Origin of the sequence: Sporosarcina obsidiansis, assembly GCF_009651005.1 — a bacterium.
GTDB lineage: Bacteria > Bacillota > Bacilli > Bacillales_A > Planococcaceae > Sporosarcina > Sporosarcina obsidiansis.
Window position 1 is genome coordinate 1 of record NZ_WHVW01000032.1, and the last position, 19,311, is coordinate 19,311.

At 40.8% G+C, this 19,311-nt stretch carries 19 protein-coding genes and 1 rRNA gene; 9 read left to right on the forward strand and 11 right to left on the reverse strand.

What is annotated here, in order from left to right; all coding sequences use genetic code 11:
• Together GD002_RS16840 and GD002_RS16845 are read right to left on the reverse strand one after the other, a co-directional pair.
• Positions 1–78 (reverse strand): 16S ribosomal RNA (locus tag GD002_RS16840); the annotation flags it as partial.
• 465 nt (positions 79–543) lie between these two features.
• On the reverse strand, positions 544–1,425 hold the full coding sequence (locus GD002_RS16845; RefSeq protein ID WP_153733533.1) for a nucleotidyltransferase-like protein: 882 nt from the start codon (positions 1,423–1,425) through the stop codon (positions 544–546).
• Positions 1,426–1,574: 149 nt separating this feature from the next.
• Between GD002_RS16845 and GD002_RS16850 the strand changes: the two genes are divergently transcribed.
• Positions 1,575–1,943, forward strand: coding sequence for a YgzB family protein (locus tag GD002_RS16850; protein ID WP_153733534.1), 369 nt, complete (start codon positions 1,575–1,577; stop codon positions 1,941–1,943).
• A gap of 38 nt (positions 1,944–1,981) precedes the next feature.
• On the opposite strand, the gene perR is transcribed toward GD002_RS16850, so the two are convergent.
• The 3 genes from perR to bcp all read right to left on the reverse strand — a co-directional run bounded on the left by perR (position 1,982) and on the right by bcp (position 4,013).
• Positions 1,982–2,425: a peroxide-responsive transcriptional repressor PerR gene (perR, locus tag GD002_RS16855; RefSeq protein ID WP_153733535.1), complete on the reverse strand. Its 444-nt coding sequence runs from the start codon at positions 2,423–2,425 to the stop codon at positions 1,982–1,984.
• A gap of 158 nt (positions 2,426–2,583) precedes the next feature.
• Positions 2,584–3,528, reverse strand: coding sequence for a D-2-hydroxyacid dehydrogenase (locus GD002_RS16860; RefSeq protein ID WP_153733536.1), 945 nt, complete (start codon positions 3,526–3,528; stop codon positions 2,584–2,586).
• A gap of 11 nt (positions 3,529–3,539) precedes the next feature.
• The gene (bcp, locus tag GD002_RS16865) at positions 3,540–4,013 is read right to left on the reverse strand and encodes a thioredoxin-dependent thiol peroxidase (protein WP_153733537.1); all 474 of its coding nucleotides are present in this window, start codon (positions 4,011–4,013) and stop codon (positions 3,540–3,542) included.
• Between the two features lie 175 nt (positions 4,014–4,188).
• On the opposite strand from bcp, the gene GD002_RS16870 reads away from it, so the two are divergent.
• Both GD002_RS16870 and GD002_RS16875 read left to right on the forward strand, forming a co-directional pair.
• On the forward strand, positions 4,189–5,490 hold the full coding sequence (locus GD002_RS16870; protein ID WP_153733538.1) for a glutamate-1-semialdehyde 2,1-aminomutase: 1,302 nt from the start codon (positions 4,189–4,191) through the stop codon (positions 5,488–5,490).
• 61 nt (positions 5,491–5,551) lie between these two features.
• Positions 5,552–6,631, forward strand: a complete 1,080-nt coding sequence (locus GD002_RS16875; protein WP_153733539.1) for an FUSC family protein — start codon at positions 5,552–5,554, stop codon at positions 6,629–6,631.
• A 41-nt stretch (positions 6,632–6,672) separates the two neighbouring features.
• On the opposite strand, the gene GD002_RS16880 is transcribed toward GD002_RS16875, so the two are convergent.
• The 4 genes from GD002_RS16880 to mutY all read right to left on the reverse strand — a co-directional run bounded on the left by GD002_RS16880 (position 6,673) and on the right by mutY (position 10,661).
• Positions 6,673–8,418: an ABC transporter ATP-binding protein gene (locus tag GD002_RS16880; protein ID WP_153733540.1), complete on the reverse strand. Its 1,746-nt coding sequence runs from the start codon at positions 8,416–8,418 to the stop codon at positions 6,673–6,675.
• Between the two features lie 48 nt (positions 8,419–8,466).
• Positions 8,467–9,015: a nucleoside tri-diphosphate phosphatase gene (gene ntdP / locus GD002_RS16885; protein ID WP_153733541.1), complete on the reverse strand. Its 549-nt coding sequence runs from the start codon at positions 9,013–9,015 to the stop codon at positions 8,467–8,469.
• Between the two features lie 200 nt (positions 9,016–9,215).
• The gene (locus GD002_RS16890) at positions 9,216–9,542 is read right to left on the reverse strand and encodes a gamma-type small acid-soluble spore protein (protein WP_153733542.1); all 327 of its coding nucleotides are present in this window, start codon (positions 9,540–9,542) and stop codon (positions 9,216–9,218) included.
• A 72-nt stretch (positions 9,543–9,614) separates the two neighbouring features.
• A complete protein-coding gene (mutY, locus tag GD002_RS16895; protein WP_153733543.1) occupies positions 9,615–10,661 on the reverse strand; it encodes an A/G-specific adenine glycosylase in 1,047 nt (348 codons plus the stop codon).
• Between the two features lie 106 nt (positions 10,662–10,767).
• Here mutY and GD002_RS16900 point away from each other — a divergent pair, with 106 nt between their 5' ends.
• Positions 10,768–11,751 (forward strand): metal-dependent hydrolase, encoded by a 984-nt coding sequence (locus tag GD002_RS16900; RefSeq protein ID WP_153733544.1) that lies wholly within the window; start codon positions 10,768–10,770, stop codon positions 11,749–11,751.
• 45 nt (positions 11,752–11,796) lie between these two features.
• Here GD002_RS16900 and GD002_RS16905 read toward each other — a convergent pair whose 3' ends face one another.
• Complete coding sequence (locus GD002_RS16905; RefSeq protein WP_153733545.1) at positions 11,797–12,129, reverse strand: YfhH family protein; 333 nt, start codon at positions 12,127–12,129, stop codon at positions 11,797–11,799.
• Complete coding sequence (gene recX / locus GD002_RS16910) at positions 12,119–12,931, reverse strand: recombination regulator RecX (RefSeq protein ID WP_153733546.1); 813 nt, start codon at positions 12,929–12,931, stop codon at positions 12,119–12,121. The genes GD002_RS16905 and recX overlap by 11 nt, the downstream gene beginning before the upstream one ends.
• Before the next feature lie 94 nt (positions 12,932–13,025).
• On the opposite strand from recX, the gene GD002_RS16915 reads away from it, so the two are divergent.
• The 5 genes from GD002_RS16915 (at position 13,026) to GD002_RS16930 (ending at position 19,195) form a co-directional block, all read left to right on the forward strand.
• A complete protein-coding gene (locus tag GD002_RS16915; RefSeq protein ID WP_153733547.1) occupies positions 13,026–13,922 on the forward strand; it encodes a TIGR01777 family oxidoreductase in 897 nt (298 codons plus the stop codon).
• A gap of 117 nt (positions 13,923–14,039) precedes the next feature.
• Positions 14,040–14,840 carry a polysaccharide deacetylase family protein gene (locus GD002_RS16920; RefSeq protein WP_153733548.1) on the forward strand — a complete coding sequence of 267 codons (801 nt, stop codon included), beginning with the start codon at positions 14,040–14,042 and terminating at the stop codon, positions 14,838–14,840.
• A gap of 491 nt (positions 14,841–15,331) precedes the next feature.
• Positions 15,332–15,502 carry an SE1561 family protein gene (locus GD002_RS17835; protein WP_194841665.1) on the forward strand — a complete coding sequence of 57 codons (171 nt, stop codon included), beginning with the start codon at positions 15,332–15,334 and terminating at the stop codon, positions 15,500–15,502.
• A gap of 22 nt (positions 15,503–15,524) precedes the next feature.
• The gene (locus GD002_RS16925) at positions 15,525–17,057 is read left to right on the forward strand and encodes a fumarate hydratase (protein ID WP_153733549.1); all 1,533 of its coding nucleotides are present in this window, start codon (positions 15,525–15,527) and stop codon (positions 17,055–17,057) included.
• A 233-nt stretch (positions 17,058–17,290) separates the two neighbouring features.
• A complete protein-coding gene (locus GD002_RS16930; protein WP_153733550.1) occupies positions 17,291–19,195 on the forward strand; it encodes a heavy metal translocating P-type ATPase in 1,905 nt (634 codons plus the stop codon).
• Positions 19,196–19,311: the final 116 nt, after the last annotated feature.

The window sequence follows — 19,311 nt, forward strand, 5'->3', positions numbered from 1 at the left end:
CCCAACCATCCGCTCGACTTGCATGTATTAGGCACGCCGCCAGCGTTCGTCCTGAGCCAGGATCAAACTCTCCATAAGTCCGGCTGCCGATTCGCAGCGCATTGCGTTGTCAGCTTCACTCGCTCAGTCGGTCACGTACCTGAGTACGCTCCCTCCTTCGCTCGATTGCTTCCTAGCACCGCACTACGACTCGACACCCAGATAACTAGAAAAATTCGAGTTAGCTCGATTTCTTGCTGGCATCATTTAAGATACTCATTTTGTGTTTGTGTCACCGGCAGAGCCAATGCACAAACGTATATTTCGTTAACGTTTTGCTGTTCAGTTTTCAAGGTTCATGTTGTGCGCTTCTTGTAAAAGCGACTTCTCTAATCTACCATATCTTCTTTTCACTCGTCAAGTCTTTTTTAAAAAGTTTTTTCAAGTGTTTTGTTCACGTTGTGGAAACCATGTCCCCCAAGCGACATTGACTATATTAACATGCATTCAAATACATAGTCAACACTTTTTTCAATAAAATTATAGAGCGATCAGAAAATCGCTCTATTTAGTCTCCAAAGCCTTTGATGATCGATATTCTCTATGAAAAAGAAAATCATTTTTTGATGGTGCACAAACGATCTTGATTAGTTTTTTATCCACTAAGTACTCAATAAAAAACTCTAAGTCTGAGGAATACAATGATAACTCTTCTTGTTCATGCAACTCTTGAATGTTCCAAGAGTCTTTTTTATTTAGAATACCCATTATATGTTCAGAAGCTTCGTTCGTATAATTATGGATGTAAAATTCGCTTGCAAGAAAAACTAAGTCTAAACGTTTCTCCAGTACTTCTTCGCTGCCAATCAATTCCTCATATAGTTTATAAACAGCTGGATCCACTTTTTTCATTTGTGACCAAACTGTATTTTCAGGCAATGCATTGTGCTTAATCGCAACTAATCTGGCAAGGTGATGTAACGAATTTATCGCATATAAATGCGCATCCATAAACTGTTTTCTTTCGAAATGAATTTTCCCTTCATTATATGCACGTATCATTTTAGATAATTCCATACCCATTTTTATGCCTCTGCCGAATAATGGTTCTTCGGATAACCGTTCTTTGAGACGTTCCACATACTCATCTCTATCAAAATAAATTTTACCTAAAACCAGCCAATCAATAATCTTTTTGTTCGTTCCGACAAGCAGCCAATGGGTTAATTGTTTTTTGCTGATGATATGCATGGCGGCTTTACGCTGGCCATCTGTATAATGTTTTGTTTGAATGGGCACTTCATTATTCGAAGAAATAATGAACAAAATCTCATCAAACGTATCTGTAGTAGGATCGTCTTCTCTTTGATTTTCAATTAACAGTACGCTTAATGTGTCAGGCTGACTCGCTCTCTCCTGGTAGATCGGCCTTAGCATTTGTTCCACTTTCTCGCCTCCCAGTTCTTTCTTGATCGTCTCGAATACTCTATTTCGACGGATTTCACATAAAATCCTTTAATTTAAAGGGAGTTTGTACTGCAATTGTTTAAGAGTATGATATATTAGGTGGGGAAACTGTGAGGAGGAAATTTTAGATGAAACCTTATAAAAATAAAATAAATCGCATACGTTCATTTGCATTAGCTCTCATTTTCATTGGAGTAGTGATTATGTACATCGGTATCTTCTTCCGCTCGAATGAAATCGTGATGCTTATCTTCATGTTCTTAGGTATGCTATCTATCATCGCAAGTACAGTGGTTTATGCATGGATCGGCACATTATCTACCCGAGCTGTGAAAATTCAATGCCCAAATTGCGGAAAACATACGAAAATGCTTGGACGGGTGGATATGTGCGGACATTGTCGCGAGCCATTAACTCTCGACCCTGATTTGGAAGGTAAAGAGTTTGATGTTTCGTATAATAAATCAAAAATGCCTCACGAAAAGTCTTCAAAATAAAAAAAGAGTGTAGCCTCCATTTTAGGGCTACACTCTTTTTATTTTGCTTCCTGTTGAGCTGCCGCACATTCTGGACAAGTGCCATACACTTCTAGACGATGTGAATTTACTTTGAATCCAGTTACATGGGCTGCTAATCGTTCAACTTCTTCTAGACCAGGGTGATGAAAATCAACAATCTTCCCACAATCATCGCAAATTATATGGTAATGATCATGTGTCACAAAATCAAAACGACTCGATGCGTCACCATAGGTTAATTCTTTTACTAGTCCCGCATTTTGAAATACACGTAAATTATTATAGACCGTTGCTACGCTCATATTCGGAAAATCTGATTCAAGCGCTTTATAAATTTCATCCGCTGTCGGGTGTGTTTGAGAAGTAATTAGATACTCCAGGATCGCATGTCGCTGTGGAGTAATTCTCACACCACTTTCTTTTAACGTTACGAGCGCATCTTTCAAGAACACTCCAGGCATCGTAATGCACCTCACTTCGTAAAGATTACTTCTTTATAATCATTATAATTAGTTTACTCAATGAAGGGGCATACTGTCAACTTATCTGCTAACGTTCTGGACAAAATATGAATTATGTGTATAACCTGCTGAGACCAGCTTGTGTAAATTCCTTTGTGCTAATATCCTTTAATAAGATCGACTTGATTAACTAACTTTTTGTCTCCTGTCATCCATTTGTCCAAATTGGTTTCCATGATGCCAAGGGAACGTTTGATGTATTGATTTGACAAGCTCGACATATGTGGCGAGACAGTACAGTTTGGCAACTCCCATAGTGGGCTTTCTTTGGATAGAGGTTCCGTTTCAAAAACATCGAGGACTGCATGACGTATTTCATTAGACTCTAACGCATCAATGACCGTCTGTTCTTTCACAGCGTCCCCTCTTCCCACATTAATGAAAACCGTAGAATTTTTCATTGCTTGGAAATGCTCAGGTTGATAAATCCATCTTGTCTCTGGTGTGCTTGGTAAAATTGAGATAACGTAATCCGCTTCAGGTAGTTTCTGTATAATCTCCGAAAAAGCTATCGTTTCATCCATTGAAGCACTCTCGTGACCTGAACGATTGCATCCAATAGTATGAACATGAAAAGCTTGCAACAGTCTGCCAATTTCTCCACCGATTGCGCCAGTTCCTACAATTAACGCTGTAGAACCATTAACTTCTCCAGGTATATTATCCAATTGCCAGCGTTTCTCTGACTGTCTCTCATAAATTCCAGGCAAGCCTCTCTCAAGCGATAATAAATGTGCCAGAACTGATTCAGCTAGTGGCATTTTATGGACACCTCGTGAATTTGTAACCATCACGCCTTTTTTCCGCAGCACTTCTAGCGGCAAACTATCCACCCCTACGGCTGCTACCATAATCCACTTCAATGCAGAGGCACTCTCTACTATGTCTGCCGTAATATCTGTTCCTTCTGTCGCAATTACGTCTACATCTTCTACTGAAACCTCATGAATAGAAGTCGTATAAATAAATTCAACGTCTGGATATTGCTCGCTTAGTTGTTGTTTAAATGCAGATTTTATTCTAAAGGTAAATAATACTTTCATAAACAAACCCCCTACTTTGTCAATTGCTGAAGAACGTGAAGTGCATCTTCCACATGTCCTTTCACTCGAACTTTCCGCCATTCTTTCACTACTGTACCTGTCGGATCGATTAGGAATGTTGAACGTTCAATACCCATATACTCTTTGCCGAAGGACTTTTTCAGCTTCCAGACACCATATTGTTCAGCAACTGCATGATCTTCGTCTACCAACAACGAGAATGGCAACCCATGCTTGTCAATGAATTTTTGATGAGACGCCTCATGGTCAGGGCTCACACCAAGGATTACTGCGTTTAAATCCTCAAAGTCGGTTGCAGCATCACGAAAATCACAAGCCTCTGTCGTACAGCCAGGCGTTGCATCTTTCGGATAAAAATAAAGCACCACATACTTTTTCCCTTTAAATTTTTCTAATGAAACCACTTCACCTTTTTCATCTGGTAACGAGAATACAGGTGCTTGTAATCCTTCTAATTTATCCATCTAAAATCCTCCTCGTTGAATTAATAAACGTTAATTTTCTGAATTCTAACCCTTTCTTATCGTAGCTGAAATGATCGCTTTTTTCAATTTCCCAAGTCCTAACTCTGAAGGTGGAGACTTTCTTGGCATTAATGCTAGAATGGAGAGCGTATATTTGATTGGGAGGAATTCACTAATGAACCGAAAAAATTCAGAAGCAATCTACGCAGAAGCATGTCAACATATTGTCGGTGGAGTAAACAGTCCTTCTCGCGGCTACAAAGCAGTTGGCGGCGGAGCACCTACTGTCATGGAACGTGCGGAAGGATCTCATTTTTATGATGTAGACGGCAATCGATATATTGATTACCTAGGTGCTTACGGGCCTATTATTACAGGGCATGCACATCCACATATTACGAAAGCCATTACGAAAGCAGCGGAAACCGGTGTATTATATGGAACGCCTACCCGCCACGAAGTAAAATTCGCAAAAATGTTGAAGGACGCTATACCTGGTATGGATAAAGTCCGTTTTGTAAATTCTGGTACCGAAGCCGTCATGACGACAATCCGTGTCGCTAGAGCATATACTGGCCGTACAAAGATCATGAAATTCGCCGGTTGCTATCACGGTCACTCCGATCTTGTCTTAGTTGCAGCAGGATCAGGTCCCGCCACGCTGGGAACACCAGACTCGGCAGGTGTGCCTTCTTCAATTGCCAAAGAAGTCATTACCATTCCGTTTAACGATCCTGAGAGCTACAAAGCAGCAATGGAAAAATGGGGAGATGAGCTAGCATGCATACTAATCGAACCAATTGTAGGGAACTTCGGAATTGTTGAACCGAATGAAGGATTCTTGGAATTAGTACATGAACTAGCACAGGAAAAAGGGGTACTCACTGTCTATGATGAGGTAATCACTGCTTTCCGATTCCATTATGGAGCTGCACAAACGCTACTTGGACTTCAGCCTGACTTAACCGCTTTTGGTAAGATCATCGGTGGTGGTTTGCCGATTGGAGCTTATGGCGGTAAAAAAGAGATTATGGAACAAGTTGCGCCACTCGGTCCTGCCTATCAAGCTGGAACAATGGCGGGAAATCCTGCTTCCATGCTATCCGGTATTGCTTGCTTGGAAGTATTGCAAGAGCCAGGGGTTTACGAAGAAATGGATCGACTAGGTGGTTTATTGGAAAAAGGAATTTTACAGCTAGCTAACCAACATGGCATCGAGTTAACAATTAATCGTTTAGGTGGAGCGATGACATTATTTTTCACAGATGTCACAGTGGAAAATTATGCACAGGCTGAAGCTACGGATGGAGAATTGTTTGGACGCTTCTTTAAAGAAATGTTGAAAAATGGAGTAAACCTCGCACCTTCTAAGTATGAAGCTTGGTTCTTGACTACAGCGCATACTGAACAAGATGTGAATGAAACTTTACTTGCTGTAGATCGTTCATTTAAAGCATTAGCGGATAACATCGATTGACCACTTCGCAGCTATATTGTAAAGTAGCAAAAAAGAGCTTATTTAGGAAAGGAATTACCCAATGAAACTTGGTGCCCGCATCTTTAAAACGGGTATTGCAATTGTTTTCGCGTTATTTCTTGCACAATTACTGGGGCTTCCTACCGCAGTGTTTGCAGGTATCGCGGCAATTTTCGCAATCCAGCCATCTATTTACAGATCGTATTTAACGATAGTTGAGCAACTTCAAGGAAATCTGATTGGCGCGACTGTAGCAGTAATATTTGTATTAATGTTTGGTCCGCAATTAATGGTCGTTGGATTAGCCGCTGTTATTGTAATGATCATCATGGTGAAACTAGGTCTAGAAAAGTCTATTTCACTAGCGTTGGTTACGATGATCGCAGTAATGGAAGTAAAAGGCGATGACTTCTTAACTTTCGCTTTGCTTCGAGTTGCCACTATTCTTGTCGGGGTACTTGCAGCGTTCTTGGTGAACATGATCTTTATGCCGCCGAAATATGAAACGAAACTATTTCAGGCTATTCACCAAGCACAGGACGAAATCATTCGCTGGACACGTCTCGCTGGTCGACAAGCTTCCGAGCATTCCGCCACCAAAAAGTCGTTAAACAAGGTAAAAGAACGACTGATTCAGATCGACCAGCTATATATTCTATTTAAGGAAGAACGTAGCTACATTAAAAAAACCTCTGCGTCCAAGGCCAGACGACTCGTTGTCTACCGGCAGATGATTGCGACAACTCGCAGTAGCTACGATGTCTTAAAAAGGCTGCACAAATTCGAAAATGAGCTTATCAATCTTCCGGACCACTTCCGCATGATGGTACAGGAACGTCTTGAAGCGTTACTCGTCTATCATGAGCAGCTGCATTTAAAGTTCGTGGGGAAATTGAAAGCGGAACGTGATGAAAGTGAATTGCATAATGAATTCATACAGCGGCAAGAAGTCATGGAAATTTTCGCAAAGGAAATTGCAATCACAAAAGAAGACGAAGAATTTTCTGCTTATCACTTACTGCATATCCTTTCTTCCATCTTAAATTATGAAGAGCAGCTCGAGCATCTGGATACTCTAATCACCTCCTATCAATCACGATATGAGGATGAAGAAAATACGTTGGAAGACGAAATATATTAAAAAAGCGGCTATCACCTCAAAAGGTGAATAGCCGCTTTTCGTTAACCTCCCAGTTCCTGACGGTTGAAAAGTCCGGCATACGTACCGTCTCGTTTCATCAGTTCTTGGTGAGTTCCCGATTCTTTTAATTCTCCATGGTCAATAACATAGATACAATCTGCGTGGGTAATCGTCGATAATCGATGCGCTACGATCACTGTTGTTCTTTCATGCGCTAACCGATCGAGAGAGTCTTGGATCAATGCTTCACTTTCCAAATCAAGTGCAGATGTAGCTTCATCTAAAATAAGTAACGCTGGGTTCTTCAAAAACACACGTGCAATCGCGATTCGCTGTTTTTGACCTCCAGACAATTTCACGCCTCGCTCGCCTACACGGGTATCATAACCTTCAGATAATGTCTCAATGAAATCATGTGCATTCGCCGCTTTGGCAGCCGCCACAACTTCCTCGTCTGTCGCGTCAGGTTTCCCCATCAAAATATTGCTTTTGACTGAGTCGCTGAATAAAATGGAATCTTGCAGGACCATGCCGATTTGATCTCGTAACGACTTGACCTTAACGTCACGTATATCATGTCCATCTACACGTATCGCGCCAGCCGTCACATCATAGAAACGTGGTATCAAACTAATAATGGTAGACTTCCCTCCCCCACTCATACCAACTAACGCAACTGTCTCTCCTGGCTTTATCGTCAAGCTAATATTTTTCAGTACTTCTTCTTCCTCATAAGCAAAACTAACATGTTCAAATTGAATTTCTCCGCTAATGGGTGGCAAATTCGTGGCAGTCTTTTTATCCACTACATCATACTGCTCATTCATCAAATCAAGCACCCGATCCATTGAGGCAAATGACTGTGTTAACGATGTCGATGAGTTAACAAGTCGACGCAACGGTGAATATAAGCGCTCGATAAACGCGATGAACGCGACCATCGTACCAACAGATAAGGAGCCGTTAATCACTTGGTATCCTGCATAGCCAATAACTAATAAAGGGGCCACATCAGTAATCGTATTGACAACAGCAAATGCCTTCGCATTCCACCTTGTATGATCGATCGCACGCTCTAAAAAGCTATTGTTGACTTCATTAAAGCGTTCCTGCTCTTTGTCCTCTATGGCAAAACTCTTAATGATACTAACCCCTGCCACACGTTCATGCAGATAACTTTGAACGTCTGCTAACGCTTGAGATCGTTTCCTTGTGAGCTCGCGCAATTTTCCAAAGAAATGTTTGACACTGAATGCGTAAAAAGGAAATGCAATCAATGTGACTAGAGTTAACTGCACGTCTAGAGTTAACATAATGGCGATTGCAATAATAATTGTCGCCAAATCAAGCCAGACATTCATTAAACCGATCATCACAAAATTTTTCGTTTGCTCTACGTCATTGATCACCCGAGAAATTACTTCGCCAGCTCGGGTATTCGAATAAAAACGCAAGCCTAGTTTTTGCAAGTGACCATATAGCGATTGTCTTATATCAAATAAAATTTTATTGCTGACATACTGTGCATAATACTGGCGATAATATTCAACTGGCGGACGAATTAAAAAGAATAAAATAATGGTGCCGCCTAGCCAATAAAACAAATATGTTGTTTTATCTGCATCCGTTAAAGTCGGTGAACCGATAATGTCATCAATAACAATTTTGATCAATAATGGTAAAAATAATGGAATGGCAAACTTTACAACTCCAATGAGTACAGTAAAGATGATTTGCCAATTATACGGTTTTACAAATTGAAGATAACGCTTAATACTTTCTCCCATTCTGTTCCTCCTAACAAAAAGACCTAACTCGCACTAATGCAAGCAGGTCTACCGTTGATCGTCCTGAAGTTGCTTATAAAACTCATATCTGGAGGTCCACACATCAATGAAATCAGGTGCAAATGGTCCTTTTCTCTGCTTGATCCAGCCCAACAATTTCGTCAAATTATCCTGCAAAATTTGATCGATCACCTCTGGATACTTCATTTGACGTTTGTGTTCGGCATATTCATCTTCATCCAAAATCAAATAACTCATATCCGGGAAGACCTTTACGTCTAAGTCGTAATCGATATACTTCAAAGACTTTTCGTCAAAAACAAATGGTGAGCTCATATTGACATAATAATAGACTCCATCTTCACGTAGCATGCAAATAATATTAAACCAATTTTCAGCATGAAAGTAACAAATAGAAGGCTCGCGTGTCAGCCAAGTACGCCCATCTGATTCCGTTACAAGTGTGCGCTCATTTCCTCCAATGATAATATTTCGAGTTCCTTTTAATACGAGTGTCTCTTGCCAGACACGATGAATCTTACCGTTATGTTTGTAGCTGTGGATCTGGATCGTTTCTCCTTCTTTTGGAATTGCCATTTTCTCTACCACCTTTGAGCCTTATGCCACCGCTCTTGCTATCTGTACATTATACCAACTGCCTTCCCAAATTTAAAACGTTTCAACCATCTATTTCATAATTGACTACTTTTTATAGGTCTCCTACCTATTTGAAAGCAAAATAAAACCGGTAGAAATGGCTTGTGAAAGCCATTTCTACCGGTCGGCGGTGTCCATACTTACTTTGAACCTTTATATTGGTTCGCACGTGCACCCGAAGCATTTTGCTTGTTAGCTTCTGCTTGACGATTCTGCTCTTTTACTTGGTTTACATCTGTTTCAGATGCAAACTCTTCGTACATTGCAGACTGCGTATTGGATGACGCAGATTGCATATTCGCTGCAGATTGCGCATTTTGCTGACGAACTTGATTCACATCTGTCTCAGAAGCGAACTCTTCGTTCATTGGTTGCTGCATAGCAGATTGCGCATTCTGTTGGCGCACCTGATTTACATCTGTTTCAGAAGCATTTTGTTGAGCATTTTGTTTTGGTTGCTTAGGCATGGATTTATTCACCTCCGTGCCCCTTATGATATCCAGAGTGCATGTAATTATTCAGTTTTAATTACGAAGTTTCTACCAATTAATACTTTCTACAATTTTCATCACAGGTTTAGACTTCGGCAGCGCTTCGATTTGTTCTTCAGTAAAAAAAGTCAACTGCTCATTATTTGTTGTGGGATCCAGTTGTGCACGGTATGCATGGATTTCCCATGTAATATGTGAAAAGACATGAGAGAACTTCGTCAATTCCATCACATTCTTCAGTTTTAATCCACTATCCTTTTCAAATGCTTCAACTGCTGGCAACTCCTGAAGTTCTACCATCGGAAATTCCCAAAGTCCAGCAAGTAAACCTGTGCTTGGCCTCTTTTGTAATAACCAGTCACCTGCTTCATTTTGAATGGAAAATGAAGCGAGTGCGATATGTTTCATTTTTTGCTTTTTCACCTTAATCGGCAATTGCTGTTGTTTCCCTTCTTCAAACGCGATACAAAAATCACGAACCGGGCATAATAAACACCTTGGATTAGGAGTACAAATCGTAGCTCCCAATTCCATTAAGGCTTGATTAAAGGAGGATGCATCTTCTTCAGCAATCAATTCCATTACGGCTTGTTCAAATATTTTACGATTCCGTGGTAGAGCAATATCTTCTTCTATCAGTAACACTCGCGACAACACTCTCATAACATTACCGTCCACCGCATGCTCTGGTATCCCATAGGCAATACTTAATATAGCACCTGCTGTATAAGGACCGACTCCTTTTAATGCAGAAATATCTTTTCGATTATTTGGCACACTACCTCCATACGTTTCCACGACCTCACGAACACCCGCCTGTAGATTGCGAACACGGGAATAATAACCGAGCCCTTCCCACATTTTCAGTAATTCTTCTTCATCAGCATCCGACAAATCTTGCATTGTTGGAAACTTTTCAATAAATCGTTCATAATACGGAATGACCGTTTCAACGCGAGTTTGCTGTAGCATAACTTCAGAGATCCAAATATAATAAGGATTGTCAGTTCTTCTCCAAGGCAAATCTCTCTTTTCAGCTTCATACCAAGATAATAAAGCCTGCTGAAACGCCTTTTTTTGTTCGATTATTTGCATAGTAACCTCACTTCTCTATTCAAATGCTTTTAGTTCTTGTAAATTAGGGTATATAATTAATATAGACTTTGACAATTAACGACTCTTTCCGTAAAGGAGTGATGATTTGGATACAGGCACACATATAGCCATGGGTGTAGCGATCAGTGGATTAGCTCTTGCAGATACCGTTGTAGCAAATGATCCTTCCACAATGGGCGCCGTGTTTGCGGGTATTATGGTTGGTTCACTCATACCCGATATTGATACCGTACTGAAACTTCGAAATAATGCTGTCTATTTGAGTAATCACAGAGGCATTACACATTCTGTTCCAGCGGTCATGTTATGGCCTTTGCTTATCTCTATACTTTTAACGATTTTTATTCCTAACGCTATGTTCCTGCATGTATGGGCATGGACATTTCTTGCTGTGTTTGTCCATGTTTTTGTAGATATCTTTAATTCATATGGTACACAGGCTCTTCGTCCATTTTCACAGAAATGGGTAGCCATTGGAGTAATCAACACATTTGATCCGATTATTTTTGGTCTGCACATCATTGCTATTTTAGCATGGTTTCTCGGTAGTGATCCTGTTGTAACGATGTCTACTTTATATATTGTTTTGTTTTTCTATTATTTAGTACGTTTTGCTGTCAAAGGTGCAGTGAAACGAGCAGTGAAAAAGACTGTCCCTTCTGCAACTGAAATATTCATCGCACCGACAATGAATTTTTTTCAATGGCGCGTGGCAGCAACAACTGAAGTAGAACATTATGTCGGACGAGCATACGGACGATCCATCACACTATATGACCGTTTCAAGCGTGAACCTATGCCTGACTCACCACAAATTTCTATCGCTCTGGAAGATCCGAATTTGAAAGCGTTCGTTTCATTTTCACCTTTATATCGATGGTCAATAGGCCATGTAGGCGATCTTTACGAAGTCCGTCTAATTGATTTGCGCTATCGAAGTAAAGGTTATTATCCCTTCGTGGCAGTCGCTCATGTCAATCAAAATATGGAAGTGGTAAACTCCTATACAGGCTGGATCTTTTCTGAAGATAAACTTCGAAAAAAATTAAATTTTGCTCCCAATAACTAAAGAACGTTCGTGCGATGTGCACGAGCGTTCTTTAGTTACTGCTCATTATTTTCCGCTCTTCACATCTTTCAGCATAGCAATCGGCAGTGCTTCAATTGCCTTTTCCCCGCCTAATCGGTAGCCCCATGCAAATAAACCTTTCAAATAATCCACTTGGAAGAAAACCCCATCATCACCATCAATCCGATACATCTCTCCTGGCTTTATACTATTAGGATCGACTAAATACGATTGCACCAATACTGCCTTGCGTTGATGGACTGCATACTCGCTGATCATGCCCATCTGTTCTGCTTTACGCGCTTTTTCCATGAGTGTCGCGACCTCACTCCGTAATTCGTTGTCATTCATTTCACTATAATGTTTTTCAGTCTCCATCTTCTTCATTCCTTTTCTTTTCAATAAATAAATCAATCTGGCTTAACGGAATACCTTTTTGATACATCGATTGCTTCACACGCTGTCTCAAATCAGCACCAGAAAACTTACTTTGATAACGTCTCCAGGCCTTTTCACCAAACTTCAACGTGATGTCAGACCATTCATCCTCATCCCGCTCGATCGTCACGTTGCTGAGTACTTCCGCTATTTGTTCGAACGAAAATCCTTTCCTCGCTAACGTGCTTTGAATCTTCTGCTTCACTTGCGCCGGTGGCTGCTGGCTGTTGGAACGAATAGTTTTCTCAGCGAGCTTCATAGCGTTACTCATTTGATCTTCCAGTGAATACTCCTCCAATGCTTGAGTTTGCAGTTCTTTGGGTATACCTTTCTTATAGAGAGATTGCTGAATAGCTCTCGGCCCTTTCAACGCACTGTTCTTTTCAGTTCGTACCAACGCTTCAGAAAAAGCCTCATCATTTAGAAAGCCTAGCCGTTTCAGTTTTACAATTGCTTCCAAGACCACTGCCTCTCCATAGTCTTTTTCAAGAAGCTTCTTTTTGACTTCCATTTCACTACGCATGCGAAACGACAGAAAATGCAACGCACGGTTAAATGCTTTTTCGATTTGATCCGCATAGACAATTTCATCCGTCTCCCAGTCGTCCAATGTCATTCCTTTAGTGAGTTCAAATTTCACTAATACCGATTCATGGACGCTAAAAGCATACTGTTCATCAATAAAAATATTGTAACGTTCGCTATCTCGTTTTTGTTGTGATATTTTGGTAATAAGCGGCACTTCTCCATCACCTACTTTGTACTAGTATACCGCAACTTTTCGGTGATGGTCAGCAATAGTGTATTAATTTTTCGGAGAATGGAGGGTAACTTTGATGAGAGTCGTGATTACAGGAGGTACTGGGTTTATTGGCAGTATTCTAACAGAGAAGTTGCAAGAACGTGGTCATGAAGTGATTATCTTTACACGTAAACCGTCTTCCAAGCACAATGGCATTCAATATGTTCAATGGTTGATAGATCACGCTTTACCTGAAAATGAACTAGGTCACATTGATGCTATTGTGAACTTGGCTGGAGTGTCAATTGATGATGGGCGGTGGACATCAGAACGGAAGAAAAAAATTTATGATAGTCGAATTACTGCTACACAAGAAGTGTTACGGATTATTCGGACACTCCCTGAAAAACCAGGTGTTTTGGTGAATGCAAGTGCGATTGGCATTTATCCCCCATCACTCACTGAAGAGTACAGAGAAACTTCAACAGCAGTCGGCAATAATTTTCTCGCACGAACTGTTAATGATTGGGAAAACCTTGCTAGACATGCAGCCGATTTGGGTGTACGTACGGTGTTCACTCGTTTCGGCATTGTACTCGGAAAAAAAGGAGGAGCACTTCCTCTTATTAAATTGCCTTATCAACTATTTGCGGGTGGAAAATTAGGTTCAGGTAATCAATGGTTTTCATGGGTGCATGTCGAAGATGTCGCGAATGCAATCATATTTTCATTGGAAAATGAATCAATCGAGGGACCTGTCAATGTGGTAGCGCCAAGTCCTATACATATGAACGCTTTTGGAAAAACATTAGCGAAAGTGTTACATAGACCGCATTGGTTGCCCGTTCCAAGCATCGCATTAGACTTAGCGTTAGGTGAAAAAAGCATCGTTGTTCTTCAAGGCCAGCACGTCTTGCCAGAGAAACTCCTTTCTAATGGCTTTACTTTTCAATATCCGTCTTTGGAGCCTGCTTTGAAAGATTTGCTGTGATGCAAATCGCTTTGTTGGGATGCTAAAAAATTAACATCCCAACTACCATTTCCGTATCAAAATTCATACATATTAAAAGCTAAACCGCACATGCTCTATAAAAAGGAGTGGTGTTGTATGGCTCATCATGTTTCAGGTATTTTATTGGCCTCATGCCTGTTAGTCATAGGAATATTAGTCAATCCGTTCGCTGTACATGCAGAAGAATTCCATTGGGGATTTAAAAAAGCGACTGACGGGATACCTCCATCTGCGGGCGCGGAACTGGATAAATTATTAGATGATTATGGAGCAATTTATAAAGGGAAAGGTGATAAAAAAGTCGTCTATCTAACTTTTGACAATGGGTACGAAAATGGCTACACAGAAAGCATTTTGGATACATTGAAGAAAGAAAAGGCGCCCGCTACTTTTTTCTTGACGGGTCACTATATAAAAAGTGCCAGTGATTTAGTGAAACGGATGGTAAAGGATGGACATGGAATCGGCAATCATTCCTATGATCACCCCAATATGGCCCATATAACCGAACAACAAATGGAGGAAGAGTGGAGAAAACTAGATGAAATTCTTTATTCTACTACAGGTGTAAAGCGTACAATTTATGCCAGACCTCCTGAGGGCGTGTTCAATGCCAAGCTTTTGCAAAAAGGAAATGATCTCGGATATCGTCACATTTTCTGGTCTGTGGCATTTATTGATTGGCATAAAGATCAACCGAAGGGTAAAGAATATGCTTATAATGAATTAATGAAGCAACTACACCCCGGTGCCTTGATCCTCATGCACACCGTGTCTCCCGATAACGCCCAAGCTCTACCCGATTTTATTCGAGACGCTAAAAAGCAAGGATATGAATTTCATTCCCTCGATCAACTAGTAGCTGAATATGAAAACGGCGACTCCATTTTACAATAAAGAAAGAGACCTTATCTGTATATTACTCACCAACAGATAAGGTCTCTACATATTCGATTCGCCTTCAATTTGCATTTATACACTCGTAGTTAGCCAATACGTTCACTACTATCGGACTGTTACGGATCCCCTCCTTTGTAATTACACCACTAGGATTCGATTCGTTTCTATAACTACGACCTCCTTTTCATTTAATTATTCTGACTATACCATCTATTCTGTCACTTGTAAAGCAATTCGATAAAACTAGTTACAATCTTTTTTCACTCTTAAAAATATGTTACTGATAAGTTGGAAATATAAGGATTGCCGCTACCACTCCACCTCTTATCAGCAGAATAAATGCGTGGATCAATTCAACTATAGTTGATATTGCTATCTACTATCAGAATGTAACGGAGATTAACGAGAAGCAGACGCGAATCAAAAAAATCAGATTGAAAAATAGAGTCGTTTCATATACGATATCAATGATGGAAAGAGGTGGATGTATGGACACATCACAAAACAAAGACCAAGTCCTGGAACTAAAAAATCGATTCAATCAATTCCTTGAAACATTAGAAGCGATTGAACCCGAAAAAACGGACCTTCAAGAGATAGATCGGTTAATCTCGTTGCTAGATGAATTAGAAGAACAGATGGATAGCTATAAAAAATAACATAGTTACGGGGGATTTTGAGATGTACATAGAGAAAATTGAACAGAGTATGTATGAATTAATTTGCGAAACATCTACTAACTTACCAAAAGATGTTCGTCGCGCGATCCTTTCAGCAAAAGAAAGAGAAAATAAGGGTACGAGCTCTGCAATGAGTCTCGATACGATCGCAAAGAATATTAATATGGCAGACGAAAAGCTTTCTCCTATCTGCCAGGATACTGGACTACCGACATTCAAGATCAAAACACCAATCGCAGTCAATCAGCTCGAAATTAAAGCTGCCATCATACGCGCAATCGAATTGGCTACGAAAGAAGGAAAACTCCGTCCAAACGCAGTGGATTCTTTAACTGGAGATAATAGTGGAAATAACTTAGGGATCGGTTTACCTGTTGTGAAATTTGAACAGTGGGAAGAAAAACATATCGAAGTGAAATTAATCCTAAAAGGTGGAGGCTGTGAAAACAAAAATATTCAGTACAGCTTGCCAACTGAATTGGAAGGTCTTGGACGTGCCGGACGCGATTTGGATGGGATCCGCAAATGTATCTTACACTCTGTATACCAAGCACAGGGGCAAGGTTGTTCAGCTGGATTCATTGGAGTAGGCATCGGTGGCGATCGCTCTTCTGGGTACGATCTGGCAAAAGAGCAACTCTTCCGTGATGTGACCGACGTAAACCCAATTGAAGACCTCGCAAAGCTAGAAGACTATGTGCTAGAAACTGCTAATCATCTAGGAATTGGTACAATGGGCTTTGGCGGTGAAGCCACATTACTCGGATGTAAAATTGGCGTCATGCACCGAATTCCAGCCAGCTTCTACGTATCGGTAGCGTATAACTGCTGGGCGTATCGCCGGATGGCAGTCAATATTAATGCAGAGACTGGAGAAATCTCAGATTGGCATTACAATGAAGGCGAAAAAATCGCTTTTGAAGAACCAGCGGAAGAAGCTCAATCTACTGCACGTGTCGTTACATTGCAAGCACCTATTTCAGAAGAAGAAATTCGTGATTTACGTGTAGGTGATGTCGTGAAAATCTCTGGACGTATGTATACAGGACGCGATGCAATCCATAAGCATTTAATGGACAATGATGCGCCAGTTGATTTGAATGGGCAAGTCATTTATCACTGTGGTCCGGTCGTATTGAAAAATGATGAAGGTAAATATGAAATTAAAGCAGCGGGCCCTACCACTTCTATTCGTGAAGAACCTTATCAAGGAGACATTATGAAAAAGTTCGGTATTCGGGCAGTTATCGGAAAGGGCGGAATGGGTCCTAAAACTTTGGCGGCTCTTCAAGAACACGGTGGTGTGTACTTGAATGGCATTGGTGGCGCAGCACAATATTACGCAGACTGCATAAAAGAAGTAGAGGGCGTAGATTTGCTTGAGTTTGGTATCCCTGAAGCTCTCTGGCATTTACGCGTAGAAGACTTTACTGCGGTTGTTACAATGGATTCTCATGGCAATAGTCTACATGCCGATATCGATAAGTCTTCATTAGAGAAGCTCTCTCAATATAAAGAAAAAGTCTTCAACTAATCTGCAAGCAGCGAATGAACTCATTCGTTGCTTTTTTTCTCTAAATGGTAAAGCTAAATCATTTCAGTAACACTTTTTCTGAACAGATGGTATACTATAGTTAATAATAATTACAAATTCATAATTATTCTATTCTGAGGCCTCCAAAGTCGATTCTACTACTGTAGAGTCGACTTTACTGCTTTAAATAGAGTTTTGAAATTGAAATTCATTATCAATTAGGAGGGTGTTAGATGACAACGTATGCGAAAGAAAAAAACGAACAGAAAATTGATTGGTCTGCAAGAATTGAATTGATAGCAGCCATACTATCTGGTATTTTCATCTTGATTGCATGGCTTTTAAGTAAGAATGGTACAGACACTTTTTCGATCATTCTTTATGTGGTCGCCTTTTTGATCGGTGGGTATGCAAAAGCAAAAGAAGGTATTGAAGAAACGATAAAAAATAAAGAGTTAAATGTTGAAATGTTGATGATTTTCGCAGCAATTGGTTCCGGAATCATCGGTTACTGGGCGGAAGGCGCGATCCTGATTTTCATCTTTGCCATAAGTGGTGCATTAGAAACGTATACGCTGAATAAAAGCCACAAGGAAATCTCTTCATTAATGGAAATGCAACCAGAGGAAGCATGGCTGATCACAGAGGATGGCAGTGAACAAAAAGTGTCCATCTCCTCTTTATCTGTAGGTACTGTGCTGCTCGTCAAACCAGGTGAACGAATTCCGGTGGATGGGCAAGTAGTGAGTGGGATCACCTCTATCGATATGTCAGCCATCAATGGGGAGTCTATTCCGGTGACGAAACAAGAAAACGACGAACTATTTGCAGGAACCGTAAACATTAGCGGTGCTATTCGCATGAAGATGACAAAACCAAGCACCGAAACGTTATTTCAGAAGATCATTACATTGGTCCAGAACGCACAAAGTGAGAAGTCCCCTTCACAACAATTTATCGAACGTTTCGAAGGTACCTATGTAAAAATCGTATTGACTGCTGTTTTCATCATGATGTTTCTCCCGCATTTTTTATTCGGTTGGGATTGGACGACTACTTTCTACCGAGCCATCGTTTTATTAGTGGTCGCCTCCCCTTGTGCACTGATGGCAGCCATTATGCCAGCGACTTTGGCAGCTGTCTCCAACGGTGCAAAAAGAGGTGTTTTATTTAAAGGGGGCGTTCATCTAGAGCATGTAAGTTCTCTGAATGCATTCGCTTTTGATAAAACTGGAACATTAACAACCGGGAAACCTATCGTAACGGATTTCATCGTGCGCGAGGGTACTGATCCACAAGATGCAATCGCTCTATTTGCAGGTGTCGAATCCATGTCCAATCACCCCTTAGCGAAGGCGATCACACAGTACGCCGCTGAACAAAATATTACACCTGAACGGAATCTTCATATCGAAGACGTTCCAGGTTACGGAATTAAAGCGGAGACGGAAAGTGGTTTCATACGGATCGGTAATCCTAAATTTGTCGGGGTCGACTTAGCAGAATCCTTCCATGAGGGAATCGCCACAACACTCGCCAATGAAGGAAAAACCGTCATCTTTATGAAAGATAAACACGGTATTGTCGCATTGGCCGCTCTAAAAGATACCTTGCGAAAAGAAGCAGTCTCATCTATCAAAGCACTGCAATCTCTTGGTATTCAGACCGTTATGCTAACAGGAGATAACGAAAAAACGGCACATGCAATTGCAGAAGAGGTCGGGGTGAATTCCTATGTGGCTGAATGTTTACCTGAGGAGAAGGTTCTTCATCTAAAGCGATTGTTGAAAGAGTACGGTACAGTGGGCATGGTAGGTGACGGTATCAACGACGCACCCGCACTTGCCACCGCTACTTCTGGAATCGCCATGGGAGAGGGAACCGATGTCGCATTGGAGACCGCAGATGTGGTACTCATGCAAAATGACTTAAATCGTTTATCCTACGCGATCAAGCTCTCTAGAAAAATGCAGAGAATCGTTAAGCAAAATGTATTCTTCTCTGTAGCTGTCATCGCCATCTTAATTATCTCTAACTTCATGCAAGTAGTCGACCTTCCTCTCGGTGTCATTGGCCACGAAGGCAGTACAATTCTAGTCATCCTCAACGGTTTGCGAATGTTAAATAAAATAGAGTAATTAAAAACAGGCAAGTAAGGAATTCTTCCTTTCTTGCCTCAGACTGTAGACAAACTCCGGAAATTTGGAGTTTGCCTACAGTCTTTTTTCTTTTACAATAGAGTAAACGCCAGGAA